Annotated in this window: 22 protein-coding genes; 8 read left to right on the top strand and 14 right to left on the bottom strand. The window is 38.1% G+C overall.

Translation table 11 applies throughout. The features are described from left to right. Positions 1-132: 132 nt before the first annotated feature. Together AAHB15_RS23100 and AAHB15_RS23095 are read right to left on the bottom strand one after the other, a co-directional pair. Positions 133-312, bottom strand: a complete 180-nt coding sequence (locus AAHB15_RS23100) for a hypothetical protein (protein ID WP_335573733.1) — start codon at positions 310-312, stop codon at positions 133-135. Between the two features lie 84 nt (positions 313-396). Further along, positions 397-2,328, bottom strand: a complete 1,932-nt coding sequence (locus AAHB15_RS23095; RefSeq protein WP_335573732.1) for a fructose-1,6-bisphosphatase — start codon at positions 2,326-2,328, stop codon at positions 397-399. A gap of 324 nt (positions 2,329-2,652) precedes the next feature. Between AAHB15_RS23095 and AAHB15_RS23090 the strand changes: the two genes are divergently transcribed. Together AAHB15_RS23090 and AAHB15_RS23085 are read left to right on the top strand one after the other, a co-directional pair. Beyond that, positions 2,653-3,204, top strand: a complete 552-nt coding sequence (locus tag AAHB15_RS23090) for a DUF1259 domain-containing protein (RefSeq protein ID WP_420491181.1) — start codon at positions 2,653-2,655, stop codon at positions 3,202-3,204. A 411-nt stretch (positions 3,205-3,615) separates the two neighbouring features. Next, complete coding sequence (locus AAHB15_RS23085; RefSeq protein ID WP_335573731.1) at positions 3,616-4,347, top strand: CAP domain-containing protein; 732 nt, start codon at positions 3,616-3,618, stop codon at positions 4,345-4,347. 153 nt (positions 4,348-4,500) lie between these two features. On the opposite strand, the gene AAHB15_RS23080 is transcribed toward AAHB15_RS23085, so the two are convergent. Next, positions 4,501-6,111, bottom strand: coding sequence for an Ig domain protein group 2 domain protein (locus AAHB15_RS23080; protein ID WP_420491182.1), 1,611 nt, complete (start codon positions 6,109-6,111; stop codon positions 4,501-4,503). 342 nt (positions 6,112-6,453) lie between these two features. Here AAHB15_RS23080 and AAHB15_RS23075 point away from each other — a divergent pair, with 342 nt between their 5' ends. Further along, positions 6,454-6,873, top strand: coding sequence for a ribosomal maturation YjgA family protein (locus AAHB15_RS23075; protein ID WP_335573730.1), 420 nt, complete (start codon positions 6,454-6,456; stop codon positions 6,871-6,873). A 135-nt stretch (positions 6,874-7,008) separates the two neighbouring features. Here AAHB15_RS23075 and AAHB15_RS23070 read toward each other — a convergent pair whose 3' ends face one another. Together AAHB15_RS23070 and AAHB15_RS23065 are read right to left on the bottom strand one after the other, a co-directional pair. Then, on the bottom strand, positions 7,009-8,241 hold the full coding sequence (locus AAHB15_RS23070) for an MFS transporter (RefSeq protein ID WP_335573729.1): 1,233 nt from the start codon (positions 8,239-8,241) through the stop codon (positions 7,009-7,011). 46 nt (positions 8,242-8,287) lie between these two features. Further along, positions 8,288-9,322, bottom strand: a complete 1,035-nt coding sequence (locus AAHB15_RS23065; protein ID WP_342043454.1) for an ROK family transcriptional regulator — start codon at positions 9,320-9,322, stop codon at positions 8,288-8,290. 185 nt (positions 9,323-9,507) lie between these two features. On the opposite strand from AAHB15_RS23065, the gene AAHB15_RS23060 reads away from it, so the two are divergent. Next, on the top strand, positions 9,508-10,305 hold the full coding sequence (locus tag AAHB15_RS23060; protein ID WP_335573727.1) for an HAD family hydrolase: 798 nt from the start codon (positions 9,508-9,510) through the stop codon (positions 10,303-10,305). Positions 10,306-10,422: 117 nt separating this feature from the next. Here the strand turns inward: AAHB15_RS23060 and AAHB15_RS23055 are convergent, their stop codons facing one another. From AAHB15_RS23055 to AAHB15_RS23025, 7 genes are all read right to left on the bottom strand, one after another. Further along, positions 10,423-10,821, bottom strand: a complete 399-nt coding sequence (locus tag AAHB15_RS23055) for a hypothetical protein (protein ID WP_335573726.1) — start codon at positions 10,819-10,821, stop codon at positions 10,423-10,425. Positions 10,822-11,010: 189 nt separating this feature from the next. Beyond that, positions 11,011-11,763 (bottom strand): NADPH-dependent oxidoreductase, encoded by a 753-nt coding sequence (locus tag AAHB15_RS23050; protein ID WP_342043452.1) that lies wholly within the window; start codon positions 11,761-11,763, stop codon positions 11,011-11,013. A 114-nt stretch (positions 11,764-11,877) separates the two neighbouring features. Beyond that, positions 11,878-13,245 carry a dipeptidase gene (locus AAHB15_RS23045; RefSeq protein ID WP_335573724.1) on the bottom strand — a complete coding sequence of 456 codons (1,368 nt, stop codon included), beginning with the start codon at positions 13,243-13,245 and terminating at the stop codon, positions 11,878-11,880. Between the two features lie 430 nt (positions 13,246-13,675). Next, positions 13,676-14,065: an SRPBCC family protein gene (locus tag AAHB15_RS23040; protein WP_342043451.1), complete on the bottom strand. Its 390-nt coding sequence runs from the start codon at positions 14,063-14,065 to the stop codon at positions 13,676-13,678. Positions 14,066-14,096: 31 nt separating this feature from the next. After that, the gene (locus AAHB15_RS23035; protein ID WP_335573722.1) at positions 14,097-14,543 is read right to left on the bottom strand and encodes an SRPBCC family protein; all 447 of its coding nucleotides are present in this window, start codon (positions 14,541-14,543) and stop codon (positions 14,097-14,099) included. After that, on the bottom strand, positions 14,536-14,850 hold the full coding sequence (locus AAHB15_RS23030; protein ID WP_342043450.1) for an ArsR/SmtB family transcription factor: 315 nt from the start codon (positions 14,848-14,850) through the stop codon (positions 14,536-14,538). Before AAHB15_RS23030 ends, AAHB15_RS23035 begins: the two co-directional genes overlap by 8 nt. 227 nt (positions 14,851-15,077) lie before the next feature. Then, positions 15,078-15,392, bottom strand: coding sequence for a TfoX/Sxy family protein (locus tag AAHB15_RS23025; protein WP_342043449.1), 315 nt, complete (start codon positions 15,390-15,392; stop codon positions 15,078-15,080). 207 nt (positions 15,393-15,599) lie between these two features. Between AAHB15_RS23025 and AAHB15_RS23020 the strand changes: the two genes are divergently transcribed. Both AAHB15_RS23020 and AAHB15_RS23015 read left to right on the top strand, forming a co-directional pair. Then, complete coding sequence (locus AAHB15_RS23020; protein ID WP_342043448.1) at positions 15,600-16,391, top strand: SRPBCC domain-containing protein; 792 nt, start codon at positions 15,600-15,602, stop codon at positions 16,389-16,391. Between the two features lie 17 nt (positions 16,392-16,408). Beyond that, positions 16,409-16,588: a hypothetical protein gene (locus AAHB15_RS23015; protein ID WP_335575362.1), complete on the top strand. Its 180-nt coding sequence runs from the start codon at positions 16,409-16,411 to the stop codon at positions 16,586-16,588. 138 nt (positions 16,589-16,726) lie between these two features. On the opposite strand, the gene AAHB15_RS23010 is transcribed toward AAHB15_RS23015, so the two are convergent. Further along, positions 16,727-17,902, bottom strand: coding sequence for a glucose-1-phosphate adenylyltransferase (locus AAHB15_RS23010; protein WP_342043447.1), 1,176 nt, complete (start codon positions 17,900-17,902; stop codon positions 16,727-16,729). 749 nt (positions 17,903-18,651) lie between these two features. Further along, positions 18,652-18,792, bottom strand: coding sequence for a hypothetical protein (locus AAHB15_RS23005; RefSeq protein ID WP_335575360.1), 141 nt, complete (start codon positions 18,790-18,792; stop codon positions 18,652-18,654). Positions 18,793-18,921: 129 nt separating this feature from the next. On the opposite strand from AAHB15_RS23005, the gene AAHB15_RS30285 reads away from it, so the two are divergent. Both AAHB15_RS30285 and AAHB15_RS30280 read left to right on the top strand, forming a co-directional pair. Then, positions 18,922-19,332, top strand: coding sequence for a ZIP family metal transporter (locus AAHB15_RS30285; protein ID WP_446715896.1), 411 nt, complete (start codon positions 18,922-18,924; stop codon positions 19,330-19,332). Further along, entirely contained in the window at positions 19,333-19,665 is a 333-nt protein-coding gene (locus AAHB15_RS30280) for a hypothetical protein (RefSeq protein ID WP_446715895.1), read from the top strand. Positions 19,666-19,831: the final 166 nt, after the last annotated feature.

Below are 19,831 nucleotides of genomic sequence, written 5' to 3'. Positions count from 1 at the left end.
AGATAGAATAAATCGTATCGCAAGTGGTACTGATATGTACCTCATACAAAAAAAGAAACCAAGAATCATTTTCCTTTGTTCTTTTAGAAAATAGCTGCTTATTATTTTAAATTAGCTGGTCATTGAGTCATATTAATTTCCGCTCAATCGATTTGTTGAGAATTTTGTCCTAAATTCCTCCAAAAGCTCCTTTCCCTTAATTGCCCTAGATAAGGCTTCCTGCTTTTGTTGGTCACCATTCTTTTTCCCAATTAAAAAAACAGGTACTTGAGCTATTACCAGCCCACTACCTGCTTTTTCTTGAAGTTCCATTGCCTCATTTTAAATATGGTTAAATCCATCCTTCTAAATCACAAGGATGGATTTTTTATGTGCTTTATTTTTATTACCTTTTTGTTAATTCATATAACGATATTCCCTCAAGCTATTTAAAATTTCAATTTCCTGTAATAGTTCCTTACCAATATTCGTTTCTCTTACCTTTTTTCTCACCAACTCTTTATCAACTACTCTTTTTACAGATAATACATCCGTACCGTCACATAAGACATCTTCTTTGGAATGGAAGTGTTTATGAGCAACCAATTGCATACCGTAGGAATTATAAAGTAGGGTATATCCTGCTATACCTGTTACAGATTGATAGGGTTTTGAGAAACCACCATCGATGACAATCATTCTTCCATTCGCTTTGATGGGATTTTCCCCCTCAATTTCTTTTACTGGCGTATGGCCGTTGATAATATGCCCCTGCTCAGGGTCGAGATCAAATTCAGCAAGTAATTTTTTGCAAATTTCTTCATTTTCACGTAAGTAATAATAAGGGTTCTTTTTCTCCTTATGCGTTTCCTTCTCCTTAATAAAGTACCTTTCAAAAGTAGTCATCTCTCTTTTTCCAAATAGAGATGAGTATTCTCCGGTCCATAAATACCAAACCATATCTGTTGCAAGGTCATCAGTCATTTCCGGGTGATCAAAGGAATAACGTAAATTATATTCAAACGTATCAAGTAATTCACGGCCTGCATACGTTTTATTCTCAATCGTCATTTTTTCCATATTTCCTTCTTCATCTAAAGGAATACAGCCATGAATTAACAAGTTACCGTTATATTTCAAATAAAGGCTGCCTTTTTTCATTAGAAATTTCATATGCCTAGCCAGCTTTTCGGAATGCTGAACGGAAAATAACAATTTTTCTATCACTTGTTCTTCCTCATCTAATAATTGATCAGGCTGCTCTGGATTAACCGTTGCAAAGCAACTATTTACTAGAGGGTAGGTTTTCCCGTGTATCGTTATTTCGTTCTTTTCATAATCAATTTTCTCAAGTAAAAGTCTTTCTGACATATTAAAATACGGGCGCCTCTTGATGATCGGGATTTCCAGTTTAAATTGAATCATGGCAATGGCTTGATGAATTTTCGTAATTTGCAGTTGTTCATGATCAGATGGACTTTTATCGGAATGGACCTTAGGTCTAAAAGCCGGATTGTCCTCATAGTACTTTTCCGCTAGATTAAGTAATGGTCTAAGATTGATTCCATATACGTCTTCAATAATATCCAAATTGTCGTATCTCGCACAAATACGAATAATATTTGCCAGACATACCTTTGATCCAGCAAAGGCCCCCAGCCATAGGACATCGTGGTTTCCCCATTGAATATCAACCGAATGGTAATCGATCAGTGTTTCCATAATTTTATCTGGCTCGGGTCCACGGTCGTAAATATCTCCCACTACATGAAGATGGTCGACAACTAATCTCTGTGTCGTATAGGCAAGACCTATGATCAGCTTATCGGCCTGTCCTAAAGAGATAATCTGTTGGACAATTTTTGAATAATAATCATCCTTATTGGTGGAATCATTTTTTTTGTAAAGCAGCTCTTCAATGATATAGACAAACTGATTCGGCAAAGCTTTCCGTAACTTAGAGCGTGTGTATTTAGAGGAGGCAAAAGAGATGAGCATAATCATCCGCTCAATCATTTCTGCATACCATTGATTTAATTCTAGTTCATTATAAAAATGATTTTTTATTAACTGAAGTTTTTCCTCTGGATAATAAATTAATGTTGCAAATTCATTCCTTTGGTTTTCCGTTAAGATATATTGAAACAAGTCATTAATTTTCTCTTTAACCTTCCCTGAACCATTTCTTAACACATGTTGAAAGGCTTGATATTCACCATGTAAATCACTAACAAAATGTTCAGTCCCCTTTGGTAGATTTAAGATGGATTCGAGATTAATAATTTCTGTTGCTACTTTTTCTGCACTATCATATTTTTGGGCGAGTAAATCTAGATATTTTGCATTCAAAATTATGTATCCCCTTTCAAAGTTGACTATGTATTCTCCTCTTTACAAATTTCTCTAATACTATTATAAGGGATAATTAGAATTTATTATATCGTTATACATATTTTTATTGTCTTTTTCCGTTCTCGTTTGTTGTTTTAGAAGGATGGGCAAATGGAACAGGTATTAAGAAATACAGTTGTGTCGTCCCCTGAAGGAGCTTTTTGATAAAACCTTACCACTAATATTTTAAAAATAGGTTTTTTGCCAGCCAATAATGCCTATTCCAGTTTTTTATCTCTGAATAAGCTATTAATGAATCATATGGACAAGGAGGTGATTTAAGTGAGTAGAAGAGAGTATGATAACTCAGGAAATCAAAATTTCTCAAGAATTTTTGATACAAATTTTAATGTTAATGATGAGTTCGATTTTGATTTTGACCCGAATATGGATGACAATTCAAGAAGAAGAACTGCAAATAATCGCAGGAATATGGCTAGAATGAATACTTCAACTTGCCAGCAACTTGCAGATATTATTGGAGGAGAGGTTATTACTTCAGCCCCTGCTTGTGTTGTGCAGCGTCTTCGTAATATTAATGCTACTATTTTAGGTCGTCGTACCCAATCCCCACTTGCGCTTCCATTCGCATTGTCCTTTGAAAACAACATTGGCGGAAGAACGCTGAATTTAGGAGAAACTGTTATACTCCAAAGAGAGATCAATCCTTTCCTAACTGCATTACGCCGAAGAGGAATTACAGTTACGGCTTTTCATAACCATTGGCTTTTTGAAAACCCAAGACTAATGTATATGCACTGGGAAAATGTTGGAGATCCGTTTACGTTTGCTAGAAAAAGTTTTGAAGCAGCTAGAGAAGCTGGGTTGTTATAAAATGGGAGCCATTTGTGATGTATTCAATTTCACAAGTGGCTTTTTAAATACAGCGAAGTCGGCAACTGTTTTAAGATTTTTCCTATGTTAAACCCATCTCACTCTTCTTGTATACTTCCTGTAAGCTTTGATACGCACTTGAAATATATGTAAAAAACTCTGAAATACTAAAGGCTGTCAACCTTCTATTCCACTTTATTTTTTTCCATTTTATCAAAATATTAGGGATAATTAATACTCTTTTAGAAAACGGTCGAAAGTCATCATGTACAAGGTTTCTTAAGCGGTTTTATTAAAAAAGATTCCCCAGTATTTCATTGTCTGTAAAATCATGCCAGAAATATGACAAAAATCATATGCTAGGATATACGTGTGTTCACTAGTAATCATTCATGACAGGAGGATCTTAACATGTTATTGAGTAAAACAATTCTTACTTTAGCCGCCTCGGGTGCCTTATTTGGGGCAAATCCTACACTAAATCAAAATCATTCATCTGCTGCCCCTGTAAAGGAGAAAATGCATTTGACCCAAGGAACCAATATAAATTCTGAAGAGATTAATAGAATGGTAGAAGCATATTTAAGTAAAATGGGAGGGAACGCTCAAACTTCCGTTTCCGAAAAGCAACCAGCTCAGACCCAGCCTGCTTCAACAGCCCAACAGCCAACACAAGCTGTTACTCAGCAAGCCCAAACCGTAAGCACGAAGCCAGTACAGCAGTCAACAACGGGAACAACCAATACAACACCAACAACCGGCACATTAAGTGCTTTTGAACAAAAAGTGGTTGATTTAACGAATCAAGAACGAGCAAAAAATGGCTTACCAGCGCTTAAAGTGGATATTAACTTGAGCAACATGGCACACGAAAAAGCACGTGATATGTCGGCAAACAATTATTTTAGCCACACTAGTCCGACTTACGGATCTCCTTTTGATATGATGAAAAAATTTGGCATTACATATAATTATGCTGGTGAGAATATCGCCCAGGGACAGCAAACACCTCAGGAAGTTGTTAATGCATGGATGAATAGTGCAGGTCACCGCAAAAACATTCTCAACCCGAACTACAACTATATTGGCGTTGGTTATGTCGCTCAAGGTAATGATTGGGTACAGGAATTTATTGGTAAATAAAAATAGAAAAAAGGCAGCCTAGTAGATTAGTATAGGCTGTATTTTTCTATAGGTGGATATCTAATTCCAAAATAATACTAAGATTTTGCTATAAAAAACCCCGAATAGTTATTTATATCTAACCATTCGGGTACAGGAAAGCAAAAATGTAAATTAATTACTTATCACAATATCATCGAAATTGAGTCGACTGCCTGTTGTTCCTGAAACGACAATCCTGAATCGGACAGGAACCGTTTGGGAAATGGTAAAGGTTTTAACACTTAATGTTGACGAGCTAGTATTTGTACTACCAACATTAGTCCATGTCGAGCCACCATTGGTCGACATCTGTAGCTGCCAATTTGCTCCGCTGTCACTGCCGAAATTAGCATGGGATATTTGGATGCTTTTTGCTCCACTCACATTAAAATTCATGGTAAGTGCTCCGGCTGCTCGAACACGTGCAGACTGCAACCCTGTTTTCTTATCACTAGATAAATTCCCAATGAGAGCATTATCAAAATACCAAGATCCACTCGTAAGCGTAACATCGCCTGAAGTGTAGGCTGTTTTCGTACCGGACTCAAACTTTTCCGTTAAGCTGGTAGTTGTCCCACCTGTTCCTCCGCTGGAACCATAGCCATAAGATCCGGACTTAAAAGTAGAAGGATCATACCATTTATAGCCAGTAGCAGGGGCTGCCCAGGGTTCAGCAACCGGTTCAGTGGATGTCTGCGGGTTTTCCATCGATAACAAAGTTGTTGGCTGATCGAGTAGCAATCCGCTAACCTGAGATAAAGCTGTATAACTTTCCTGCTTTGCTAACCAATCGACGATATTCACAAGTAAAGTACTATCAGTTTGTTCTTTAAAACCATCGTAGGTTGTCTTTATTGAACCTGTTTCCTCACGCAAATATTTTGGAGTCGCATCTTCGACCGGAGAAGAATCACCGATAAACGCTGCTTTACCTAATCCTAGCTTGGAAACCGCGGCATAAGGGCCCTCCGCTCTTCCCCCGCCATTATAGACTCCTTGATCGACTGCACTTCCCCAGGCTGTTGTTGTTTTCGGAAGATAGACAATCCCTTTTGCCTTGTTAGGGTCCGTAATGGCTAAAGTTGAACCTGCATGCATGGCAACGGTCGAGACCCCCGACGTAATACCGAAGGCTTGACTTGGCGTGACGATATCGTTCGCTGTTACGTCGCCAATGGCATTATATCGGAAACGGATCCCGAAGTTTGAGGACAGCCAGTCCGCCCCTGTTACTCCCTGCATGGCTGCAGACGAAGCCTCCTCTGTCGTCATCCCTTTGCTTGGGTTGGAATAGGCACCGCGACGATAGCCATTAAATACTTCGGATGCATCCCAGCGATTTTTGTTACGATCTGCATTATAATGATCTCCTATAAAAAAGATACTCCCACCATTTTGTACATATTGGATCATCGCTGCCTGCTCAGACGCCTTGTAAGGGATATTTGCTTCTCCTATGATGAACACATGGAAGCCTTGTAAATCTTCATAAGTGATCGGGGTAGATTTTCGCAGCTCTTTTACATAGTAGCCTTTGGATGCTAAAGCGTTGGCAAAATCAGAAAATCCCCCGTCCAATACCCAGTCTGCTGCACCGGCTGTTTGGCCGTGTGTATTATCAAATAAAATTTTCTTTCCGTTCGCAGTTCCCACTGGCTGAAGTTGTGGCGCTGGATCGAGTGCATTTTCGGCTGAAGCGAATGGTGTGATAAAAAACAGTGAGGAAGATAAAAGCAGAAGCACAAATGATAAAATGGAAAAGCTTCGACGTTTAATAACGATCACTCCCTTTTTGTGTATTCCTCCATAAAATACCACACCAATGTTAGCCTAATGTTAATTATGTTTAAATTTTTAAAATTTTCCCAATATACTGCAATGTAAATGGGGACTCATTCGATTATTTCGATTTATTCCCTTTATATGATGTAGTATGGAGTCCACTTGCATCTGGTCTTTTGGACTACATTCCAGTTATGAAGGACATTTTGCCCGCTTGCATCTACTCTTTTGGTCCGTTTATGTAGTATTAAACAAATTTGCTGATATAATAGTAGACAAAATAAATTTTTATGAGTGATTCAGTTGGCTACTAAATTTTCATCTACTAACGAATTTACCCGTAGCTTGAGGAAAAACTATCTTATTTCTGCTGTGGCTGTGATTTTTTTAGGCCTTGCTTCTCGAAAATACAGTAACCATTTACCTTTATTTCTAGCGGACAATGCCGGCGATGCCCTGTGGTCCATGATGGTCTATTTTGGATTTCGTTTCCTACTTCCAAGGAAGCACATATCTCTAAGTATCTTGTTCAGTTTATTATTTAGCTTCGGCATTGAAATCTCTCAATTGTACCAGGAAGACTGGATCAATCAGATTCGCAGTACATGGCTCGGTGGACTGGTGTTAGGCAAAGGCTATCTAACCGTGGATCTTATTCGCTATACGTTGGGGATCCTATTAGCCTCTTTTTTGGATAAGGCAAGCTATAGACACCATCTTTGATCTTGGACGCAAAAAAGGGCCACAAATATTGTGGTCCTTTCATATTCCGTCCATATCAGATAACACTAATTTAATCATAGGAATTCCCCTCTACACTTTAACTTTTTTAAAAAACTTTGTAGACCACCCACATTATTAAAATACTTTTGACATGGTATCTTTTCTCTTTAATAAACTTTTCTTTTTTAGTGTGTTATTCAATGTTTCAGAACTTAGGAGCATGGCTGCAACCAAAACACCGATACAAAATGGGAAGATTCCTATTGTGGAATGCGATGCAATGAAACCAAGAAGTGGTGGCATAAACGTACTACCTGTATAGGCAACAGCCATTTGATAGCCCATAATCGTCTTGGAATGCTTCTTCCCAAAACGTGTTGGTGTCTCGTGCAACATACATGGAAATATTGGTGCTAATCCCAATCCAATCATAATAAAACCTGCAAGCGAGAAAGTAGACGGCAATGGAAAAAATAGAAGGGCAGCACCCACTAATGCTATTATTTGCCCCATCCGGATGAGAGTAAGATTACTGATCTTAAAAGTAATAAAGCCTGTTGTAAATCTACCAATTGTTATTCCTGCGTAATAAAAGGAAACCCATTGTGCAGCAAGTGCAACTTGTAACTCCTTAACATTTACCAAATAGCTGCTTCCCCAAAGCCCCACTGTTGATTCAACCCCACAATAAAACAAGAAGGTTGCAAGAGACAGTTTAACTCCTTTTATTTGTAACGGTTTTAAATCTTTAGCATCTTCCTCATAGAATTCACCTTTTGAATCTTCCGGCTCTTCATTTAAAATAATCTTACTGTTATTTGTCACTCTGTTCCAGAGGGGCAGTGTGATGAAAAGGATGATAACTAACGCGAACTGAATTCCAGAAATAGCAAAATATCCGTTTCTCCAAGAATTTTGTCCCGAAATAAACTGAGCCATAATGATTGGACCAAGAGTGGCTCCGACTCCCCAAAAACAATGTAACCAACTCATATGGTGTGCCTTATAATGTGTAGCAACATAATCATTTAATCCAGCATCGACAGCTCCCGCACCTAATCCAAGTGGGATGGCACATACAAATAACCAAACAACCGATGAAGCAAAATGGAATCCTAGCAAAGCACCAGCAGTCATTAAGACGCTGACAGTTGTGACTTTGCTGGTCCCGAACTTATTAAGTACCTTTCCGCTGGCTAAACTGGAGATAATTGTACCACCTGCAATCGCCATAAAAAGGAATCCGGCAGTCTCAAGTGGAGCCCCTAAGTCCGATTGCATGACAGGCCACGCGGCCCCCAACAATGAATCAGGTAAACCTAAGCTGATAAAAGCCAAATAGATGATGACTAAAAGGAATGTTGTCATAGTTAAACCTCACCTTTCATTATTTAGTTGTCCTTTTTGATTTATGTTACTTGCTTGCTCCATTCATCATAAGTTCAAGTCCAAGGCTCTGTAATCCATATAAATAATCTTGCTCCCAATCACTGATTGTAAGCTCTGGAAGATGTTCTGAAGGGATATATTTTGAGCTGCATATGGCAATTTTGTCTAATACCACTTTTTCAATATCATCTTTACAAAAAATGATGGTATGAGGGTTAATGATCGCTACAAACGAGGCAACTAATCTGCTAATTGCATCAATCTCATAATCCTCACTGATCCTTATTTTTTTCGGTCCACTGCCATTTTCTAAAGCCTGCCGAAAATTCCGGTCATTATACTGCGGGACGAATGAAACCTCTCCTGAGAAAAAAGTACTTCCACGCACCACATCTCCATTTATCATAATTCCTGCACCCGGGCCATTTTGACCAGAATACAAATAGATAAGGGATTTCTTATCCTTAATTCCTCTCGTATCGTGATATCCGAGAACAGCCGCATTCATATCGTTCTCTACAACAACAGGTATAGAAAAATGTTCCTCGTAGTATCCTTTCAAATCAAAATTTTGAAACTGCTCGTATCCTGGTATATAAAATATTCGTCCACTATCAACCGAACCAGGAACGCCAATTGCCATAGAACCGATTTTTGGATATTTAGTCATTAGGCTTTCAATGCACTCTGTTAATAAATTTAAACCATCATCAATTAATACACTTGGAGCTTTTCCCTGTTCCTTTACTTCTCCTACACAATTAAAAATTGTATAATTCGTCTCTGTTTTCTCTAAAAATATGGCCAGACCTAACACATACTCAGGGTTATATGTATATCTTTTTGCTCTTCTTCCACCACTAGAATCATCTAGACCGACTAAAATAATTTCCCCATTCTTCTCCATCTGTGCTAGGAACTTACTAATTGTTGGGAGACTAATTTCTAATGTATGGCTGAGATCAAGTTTTGTTGCACTTCCCAGCTCTAAAAGAGTTTTACGAATGCCACGAAGGATGATCTTCTTCATCGATTTTGGAGTAGCTAATAATTCATTCACTTAATTCACCACCTAAGAGTACTTATTAAATTACTTTTTAAAGTAATTTAATAAGTTAAGGATAACATATCATATAAAATTTTTGAAAACAAATTTAAACTTTATGTAATCTGTACATTGAGTTTACAAGGAATTTATATTCAGATGATATGATTGGTTTACCAACGAACGAGGAGGCAGTTTAAATGAATGTGCGTGCAATTTTTATTGATATGGATGGTACACTACTAAAAGCCTCAAACTACATTTCCCGCCGAAATATGGAAGCCATTTATCGGCTCATTAATCAGGGAGTCAAGGTTTTTCTTGCCACTGGTCGACACTACGAAGTAACCGCTCCCTACCATAAAGAAATTGGATTAAGAACTCCGATGATTTGTTTGAATGGTGCCGCTATTCACGATGCAGAGACAGGAAGAGCTAAACAAATGAAAACCGTCCAATTGAACGAAGAACGATTCCACCATCTAACCGCTGAAAATCCTTTTAATGTTATTATCCATACAGCAAATGGGCTTTATTGTAAGGAGACAAATGAAGAAATCGATTATTGGACAAAAATTGGGCAAATGCCGCCACGGTATATTGGAGATTTAAGACAAGCCAACTATCAAGATGTTCTGAAATATAGTGTACGCACAGGTTCACCAAGTCCAAAAATTTCGGCTTTGTTCAAAAAAGAAGCAGAAGTCATTGATTGGAATGACGGGTTTGAGTTGGTTGCTCCTAATGTTTCCAAATGGTCTGCTATAAAAAGCTTACTTACCGAATTTCGATTTAGTCCAAATGAAGTCGTAGCTATTGGAGACGGACCCAATGATATAGAGATGCTTAGGTCTGTCGGTACTGGTGTGGCAATGGGGAACGCTAGCGAAGAGGTTAAAGCAGCAGCTGATTTTGTTACAGGACACCACGAAAATGATGGATTAGCGGAGTTTATAGAACGTTATCTTCTTAAAACATATGAATCATATGCGATTTAGATTTTTTTAATATGACTTTTTGTTATAAAAAAATGGCAGGTATGATCCATACCTGTCATTTTTTATTAGTAAGATTTTTTAATACTTTTATCTTTAACCACGTAGTTATTCGATAGTTTATTTGGATTTGAATTTCTTTTTCAATTGTTTAAACATTGGAGAGATTTCTTTCAGCAAAGGTTTATATTGTTTTGTTGTTTCGACCAGCATATCAATCGTTTCCATGAGCAATACCACATCCACTTTGTCAAGAAGATTACCTATTTGTTGTTCTAGTTGATTTTGGGGAGTTGGGGCACTGTACTGCGCTTCTTTTCTCCTAGAGCCAATAAACCAGTCATTAAACTGATTGGTCTTGCGATTGGAATGTGGTGCCTCTTTTTGTTCCGGAATTTCTTGTGAAATAGTTTCGTTCTTTTTGTTTACTTCTTTACGCTTATTGGCTCCAAACATGAAACTCGAAAACCGATCTAATTCTCCATTTGGTTCCTTTTTTGATCTATTTTCATCTTCCACCAATCACACTCTTCTTCCCTTCATGCTCTTTTATTAGATAAAATATGATTCGTTATTTAATAAGGTGTGGACAACATCATCAAAAAAATCATTTTTAGGATGGACGAACGGAGTTAGATTGTTGGTTTTCAATCCGTTGTTTAACAAACATAATCCCGCCTCAACTTTATAGGTTAAGTCTCACTTTTTCTACTTGTATTGAAATCCTTGATTTTTAACCGTTGGGCTGGAGTTTTTTGCGTATTGTTCAAATCCGTTATCATAAAATTGAGCGACTTTACTCGACCAATCACTGGTATCTTTTCCGTTCGTCCGTTCAGACATGTAGGAAGATATCGTTTGATCATATTCGTCAATGATTTCCATTTGAATTTTAGCATCATACTGTTCTTTCTGGTGGGTTGCCTGAAGAGGCAGCCTTGGTTTTTGTTCTGGAACCGTTCGTGGATGTCCGACGACCAGACCTGAAATGGGAAAAACATATTCCGGAAGCTTCAAAAGCTCAACAAAGGTTTGGGGATTTCTCCTTAATCCTCCGATTGGAACGATCCCGAGTCCCATCGATTCAGCTGCGATAACCGCGCTTCCGAGTGCGATTCCAACATCTGTTGAACCGACGATAATTGCTTCTAAATCCTCGACGATTTTAAAATCAGTCCCATTTTTTTCAGCTGCCAGCTTCGCCCGATAAAAATCGATGCAAAACACAAGAAAAACGGGAGCCTCGTCAATCCACCTTTGATTGCCTGCAGCTTTCGCCAATACTGCTTTCCTTCCAGGTTCCCTCACTTCGATCACGCTCACTTGCTGGCCATTGATCCAATTGGGACCAGCCAAAGCTGCCTCAATAATCGTTTGAATCTGGGATTCGCTTACATCTTTTTCAGTGTCAAAATCCCTAACTGAGCGATGATTTCTTAATAATTCAATCGTTTCGTTCATATGATCACTCCTCGTGTTTCTCGTGTATACGATACTACACACACGGCTTCAAATTCAAACACCAGAACCTAATAAAATGCCTGTCACCACCCGTAGGTGGTGACAGGCACCATTTTAATTATTAAGAAGTTCGAAAAAGGAACAAATGGTTAGGATGCCTTTATCAAAGTTTTCCAAGTTAAAGTGTTCGTTTGGTGCATGAAGATTTTCATCTGGCAAACCGAATCCCATTAAGACTACAGGCGCATTTAGGGATTGGTTAAAGTCAGATACAATCGGAATCGAACCGCCTTCTCTTTTATAAACTGGTGCTTTCCCATAGACGTTTTCATAGGCTTCAGCTGCTTTTTGAATCATCGGACTGTCGATTGGCGTTAAAAATGGATTGCCCGTATCTTGTAAAGATACTTTTACCTTGCATCCTTTTGGTGCTTGTTCTTCCAAATGCTTTTTGATTAATTGTTGAATCTTTTCAGGCTTTTGATTATGGACTAAACGGCATGTGATTTTGGCATGTGCCTCGTTCGGAATCACGGTTTTGGTTCCTTCCCCCTGAAATCCGCCCCATAGGCCGTTGATTTCTAATGTTGGCCGGGAACTGATTCTCTCAGGGTAAGGAAAATTGTTTTCCCCTCCCGTTAATTCCCTCAACCCTAATGATTTTTTTAGCTTTTCTTCATCGAAACCTAATGCTTTGATCTGTTCCTTTTCAAATTCCGTCAGTTCAACGACATCATCATAAAAATGGTCCACATTAACTTTTCCGTTGGCATCATGAAGGGTAGAAAGAAGCTGAACCAAGAGATGGTTGGCGTTCTGGACTCCTCCGCCAAACATGCCCGAGTGCAAATCAGAATTAGCGGTTTTAAGGGAAAATTCCAGTGCACATAGGCCTCTTAAAGAATAGGTGATTGCTGGGACGCCTCTGTCCCACATATCAGAATCAGATATAACAACCACATCACATGCTAATTTTTCTTTATTATCGGATAAAAATGCCGGAAGATGAGGACTTCCGATTTCTTCTTCTCCTTCGATGCAAAATTTAACGTTTACTGGTAATTTACCTTCTAATTTCAATAGAGTTTCTACTGCTTTAATATGTAAGAACGTCTGCCCTTTGTCGTCGGTTGCCCCTCTGGCAAAGATCTTTTCATCACGGATCGTTGGTTCAAACGGAGGAGTTTCCCATAAATGAACAGGGTCAACGGGCTGTACGTCATAATGTCCGTATACTAAGACTGTTGGGGCATTTTCCTGATGAAGCCAGTCCGCATAGATAATCGGATGACCTTCTGTCTGGACGATTTCAATATGTTCCATTCCAATTTTTTTCAATTTATTGGCAATCCATGAAGCTGCTTGTTGGATGTCCTCTTTATGCTCAGATAAGGAACTTATGCTAGGAATACGGAGCAATTCTTTTAATTCTTCGACATTTTGATCATGATGATTGGATAAAAACTCGGTTAACTGTTTCATGTTCTCACCTTTTCTGTTAGATTTTCTATTCCTATTTTATACAAAAAGGATGGAGAAAACCTACAAACAGCTCTGAAAAAGGGAAAAATTTATTAGTACATTATGAATTTGCCTGCACCTCCCAAGGAGGGTTAGGAGATTTCGACCGTTTGCGGGAAGTCAGGGCATTAAACATGGTAAGATTTTCTGTATACGTTCCTTTGTATCAATGTCCGCATTATTCCCTCGGGATTCTAGGGACGAAGATATGAAAGGAAGGGATTTCCCTATAGCTAGTAAGCAAAACTTCCCCGTCAGTTCGGCAAAAAAAAAAAACCGCCAAAAGGCAGCTGGATGTTGAACTCTTGCAAGGTTAGTGAAAATCCGTATACGACTCAACATTTTCATCATTTTGTTCGAAAAATTCCTCATTTGGATTGCTTTTTTTGGTCTACGCAAAATATTTCTCAAGTGGTCCCCAATAGTTGTCTTTCCATCCTCCAGCAAGATGTTCGCCTTGTCCTTCTGGAAAAGCAACATGATCAAAAATGACTAAGGTTTCTTCACCTTGTTCTTTTATTTCGAACTTGGCAATTGAATAAGCTCCTTCAGGCCAATTATCAGCTCTCCAGGCTTGTACTATTCTTTCATTTGGTACAATTTCAATATTTCTACCTGTGATCATGCCACCAAATAAGGAAAATGCCCCACCAGCCTCAGCGGTAATTTCAGTTGGTGCTCCACCAGTAACTGTGCTGAATTGATTAGCTTCCATAAGTGCATCATATACTTGTTTCGGACTTGCTTTAAAAATAATTTCTTGATGTATAGTTGAAGACATACAACATTCCTCCTGATAATTCATAATATTTTTATTTTTTAATTGACCAAGGATCTATACCTGGATCTTTCCCTTCTCCCAGCATTTGAAGTCGTTCCATATAATGAGTCCATCCGTTGTTGTTGGATGTGGTTTTTTCAGTTGGTAGGTTGTAATGGTGCAACTCAAGGAGAGTACCGTTATTTTGTGGAGTTAATGTAAATTCAACGGTACTAGAACCTGGAGGCATAATGTCCGAGTTAGCCCATCCCCATGTCCATACAACTTTTTCAAATGGTTTAATTTCCCTAAATTCACCAATTGCGATGTCTAGCCCATTGATATCGATTCTGTATTTTCCTCCAACACTTGGGTCTAATAAGACGTTTCTGCCAATCCAACGAACCATTTTTTCGGGATCAGTAAAAAAAGAGAATAATGTTTGAGGACGACATTCAATAAAAATTTGTTTCCTTAAACTGTCATATTTACTATTCATGTTTCCTCCTTTCTTCAGCTTCAGCAGCTTCTTTTAAGAGCATAAGGCTGTCATCCCAAAAACTGTCTAAGTATTGCTTTAGTTCTTTAAAACCTTCCCTTCTAATCCGATAAAATCTCTTTGTACCTTCTTTTCGAACAACAACTAAGCCTGAGCTTTCCAATACTTTTAAATGCTGTGAAATAGCGGGGGCAGAAATATGGAAATGAAGGGCAATTTCACTAGAACTGAGCTCACCATTTCGTAAAAGATTGAGTATTTCCCGCCTATTTGGTTCTAATATGGAATGAATAACTTTTTCAATCATATTATTAATGTAGCACACACTTAATTAAGTGTCAACTTAATTAAGTGTGTGCTACATTATGTTAAAAAAAACCATTCTATTTTTTCATTCTGGCGCTTCATGGGTGGTATTAGGAGTGATTGTGAACCTTTCACATAATCATCAAGTGTAACTACTTCATTATCAAATATTCGTTTCCCCTTTCTTTTTCTTTGCTGACAATTTTTCCGGCAGTGTTTCAACCCATTTTATATTGACCGTTGTATCCATTCCTGTATTTTCTCAGGTTCATGTCTCCATTCCTCTGGAAAGGCAACATATTCCTTCAGTGTCCTGCTAGGCATCGGCGAAAACTCAGCAGCTCCCTCTTCTTCCAATAAACGAAGTCGGTCGTTCTCTGGTAGTCTCACGAAAATAGTTGATCCAAATAAGCCAGCAAACATATTACCATTTAAAAAACTAGCAATGTTGCCGAACATTGGTTTAATTTTGATAAGAGGATCAACAGGAATGACGGAGGAGAAAAATACCTTAGACTCTTCATCAGGATTCGGCATCGACATAAATTATCCCACCTTTCTCAAACAATAGTTTTACCAAGACATTAAATATAAAACTGGATTGAATCATTTAAATTACAAACGGAAGCATAATAATCAAATACTGCTTGACCATATTTTGTATACATGTTACCATTAGGTCACATATTACAGGTGACCTAATGGTAACATATTATGTGAGATAAACATCTTTTCGAAAGGATCGTTGAAATGGAAGACGAACTTTCCGGCTTATTTAAAGCACTAGGACACCCGATTCGACGAGGGATTCTTGATATTCTTAAAGAATCGGCGAAAACTACGGGTGAACTAAACGAATATTTTCCCGAAGTAACAAGGTATGCCATTATGAAGCATTTAAGGATCCTAGAGGAAGGAAACTTAGTGGTGGTTAGACGAGAAGGAAAATACAATCGCAATTTCCTAAACGCTGTACCCCTTCAAGAAATGCATAACCGATGGGTTGGAAAATACATGCAGCCAACAGCAAAATCTTTGCTAAATTTACGATCAATAGTCGAAAACAATGGAGGAGATATAGCTATGACAGCAATAGATCAAGGTCGTGTTTTTCGTATTGAACAAGAAGTTTTTATTAATAGTCCAAGAGAAGAAGTCTTTCAAGCTCTAACAGAACGGGCTGGTGACTGGTGGGAATTTCGCTTAGCACCAAAAGGAGTGACATCCCAGTTTACATTTAATCCCGTTCCAGGAGGACAATTTATCGAAAAGTGGGGCGTGAAGGAAGGTGCAGTCTGGGGAAACATTTACTATGTGAATGCACCAGAGGAAATTCGTCTTCATGGACATTTAGGCATGCAAGGTGCTGTTAACAGTTCCTATACCTACAGACTCATCGAGAAAGATGGAGGAACTTTGCTTCAGCTTTCCCACAACGCATCAGGTATTATCCAAGTTCACTGGGAACAAGAACATTCCGAAGGATGGAAATACCTTCTTGGTACATTGCTTAAAAATTATGTAGAAAAGAAAAATTTATAATTTAGGGAGAGAGTAAAATGAAAGAATTAACATGTAATTGCGGGTTCACAGTAAAAGATGAAAATCCAACAGTAGTGGAAGCAAAAATGTGGCATCATGCCATTCAAGATCACATTGATATGTTAAAGGCGATGACGGAAGAACAATTGATTGGATGGATTAGTGATACACATAAGAAAATAGGATTAAAGTCATAATCTACAAAGGAAAAAGAGGCGAACATTGTAATGCCTCTTTTTCCTGCACAAACAATTAACCCCTTTTCAAAAATATTAAACAATTTTTTTAGAATTTGTCCAAATTAATTCACAAAAAACTTACTATCCTATTATTTTCTACACTGCATGTTCTTTGATTTTTCTAGATCTATCCCCTATTATTATATGGTTATCCCCTATTAAAGTAATCTCGCTAAATGGGGTAGATTCCCCCACTTGAACATTCGATTCAATCACCGTTCCACTACCAACGACAGCTCGATTGATGATTGCATTTTGACCTATTACCGTATTTGGTAAAATAACCGAGTCCTTAATTACTGCACCTTTCCCTACAGTAACACCGTGAAAAAGAACTGAATTCTGAACGGTCCCAAACACTTTACATCCGTCACTCACTAGAGATTGGTATATGCAAGCTTTCCCATCGAAATACAACGGTGTCCGAGACGTTTCATGAGTATAAATCTCCCACTCTTCATTTTGTAAGAGAAGGTTGGTGTGAAAGGAAAGCAAATCCATATTGGCTTCCCAAAGGCTTTGGATCGTTCCAACATCCTTCCAATACCCTTTAAACTGATAGGCATACAATTGGTGGTTATTTTGAATCATCTCAGGGATGATATCCTTTCCAAAATCCTTTGATGAAAAAGGGTTCTTTTCTTGTTTTTCCAAATACTTCTTTAACAACTTCCAATTAAAAATGTAGATCCCCATGGAAGCTAGATTCGATTTCGGTTGGTTCGGTTTTTCTTCAAATTCCACTATTCTATTGGACTCAGAATCTATATTCATAATGCCAAACCGATTGGCTTCCTTCCATGGTACACGGATGACAGAAATCGTTGCATCCGCTTTCGTTTGAATATGTTGCTCGAGCATTTTACTGTAATCCATTTTGTAAATGTGGTCACCTGAAATAATTAATACATATTCAGGATTGTAACTTTCGATATAACGGAGGTTTTGATAAACCGCGTGAGCCGTCCCTTCATACCATCTTTCCCCCTGCTCGCATTGATATGGAGGAAGAATGGTTACGCCCCCATTTTTTCTATTTAAGTCCCAGTGCTTTCCATCGCCAATATAATTTTGAAGGGTATGAGGTTGATATTGTGTTAACACACCGACTGTATCGATCCCGGAATTGCGACAATTGCTTAATGTAAAGTCGATGATTCTATATTTTCCTCCAAATGGGACGGCTGGCTTAGCAATATATTGAGTTAATTCTTTTAACCGGCTGCCTCTTCCCCCGGCTAAAAGCATCGCGATACATTGTTTTGTTGTCATAATTAACCTCCTGTAGAAGATATACTTTATATCTGAAGATAATGAAACATTTATTGTTATTGCTTTAACAAAACAAACAATGGTACCTTTGTTAATAAAGTAGGAATTTCCTAATAGCTAGCAAAACTGCCCGTCTGTTCAGCAAAAAAAACCGCCAAAAGGCAGCTGGATGTTCAAGTCTTACAGCGTTAGTGAAAATCCGTATAAGACTCAACACTTTCATCACTTTGCTCGATTTGATTTATTTTCTCCCGAGTATACCTATTGGAATAAAACAACAATAAAAGTAACAAAACTAAACATCCGCTAATAATCAACAAGAAATATTCCAACCAAGTACCTAAATCTAAAAACTCCACCTAAACTCCCCTCTTTCCTATCAACTTTTCCTTTCGACTCCTATTGATTGCTGACCCTTATTAACAGTTGGTACTCATAACTATCATTTATATACCCAAATACCATTATATGAATCATATAAATTTGCAGGTTAAGGGATAAAATAATTTAGCGGAAGCCTTCATTAATCTGCCTGCCTTCCTCTTTTGCCCCATACACCTAAAAAAATCATAAACCAAAACGGGGACATGAATGTAATTCCTCGGATGAATCCAATAGTAAAATTGAACATAGTGATCTCCTCCTTCTGTGTTGAAGAGCAGGTAGGCCCCCTGCCTGTTTTTTAATCATATTCGAGAATATAATAGATTCTTATTTCTCATCCCATCGATAGATATACCAATAGTGCTTCATTCTTTATCAATTTGCTTTCTAGTAAAGTACCCCTTTTTCGATATCGTAATCATCACGAGTAAAACTTGTTTTTCAAAGTAACTATAATCGATATACCACTCATCAACCCGATTGTTTGGAAAACGGAATTGGATCAATCAAAAAACTCCTCCAACTCTTCCTATAACCATCGCCTACATTACAGAGTTAGGTTTTTATCATACACAAAAAGGGTATTCTCTTAAGAGCTTAATAGCTATCAAAAAGAGGCTTGAAGAGGAATTACTATGTGGTATGCTGCCATGTGGGGAGCCATTTCAGGTTCTGCGGTTTTCCTAGGTGCCCTTGCCGCTTTATTTTTTCACGTAAAGAAAAGAATCATAGGTGACATAATGGCATTTGGAACAGGCATCTTGATTGGTGCGGCTTCCTATGAATTGCTCGAGGATTCAGTGCACAATGGAGGATTAAAAGCGACTGCTATAGGATTCACTTTGGGTGCTCTTATATTTACAATCTTAAACTATTTCGTTTCTAAAAAAGGCGCAGATCAAAGAAAACGTTCAACCCTGAATACAAAGGGTGCGGGGCTAGCTATTTTTATTGGAACAGTGATGGATGCGATTCCCGAATCCATCATGATAGGAGCCAGTCTGTTGGAAAAGCAGACTGTCAGTTGGTTGTTAGTTGGTTGTTAGTTGCGGCAATTTTCCTTAGCAACATTCCTGAAGGACTTTCAAGTACGGTGGGTGGGTTTAAAAAACAGCGGTTACCAGAAGAGAAAAATATATCTGTTGTGGTTATCTGTTTTGATCATTTCTTCTTTTAGTGCCTGGGGAGGATTTTTCTTCCTATCCAACGCTCCTGCCTATCTTATGGCAGGAATAGCCGCTTTTGCAGGGGGAGGAATCATTGCTATGATCACCTCAACCATGATGCCCGAAGCATACGAAGAAAGCGGAACTGTAACTGGATTGATTGCTGCCTTGGGTCTATTGGTGTCACTCATCATGGATCATCTTTCCACTTAATCATTCAAGGTAAAGAATAGTTCTTCATTATTAAAGCAATAGTTAATTTTGATTTTCTCGGCGTTTCATTACAACAAGGAATTTACCTTCTTAACAAGGCCTAATTAACACCAAAATTACAAAAAGCAAAATAAGAGAACCGAGATAGTGTATTAGATAACACTGG

This window comes from Bacillus sp. OTU2372 (assembly GCF_038440275.1).
GTDB lineage: Bacteria > Bacillota > Bacilli > Bacillales > Cytobacillaceae > Neobacillus > Neobacillus bataviensis_B.
Note: the sequence above shows the minus strand (reverse complement) of the source record. Positions and strands in the feature narration are given on the sequence as shown.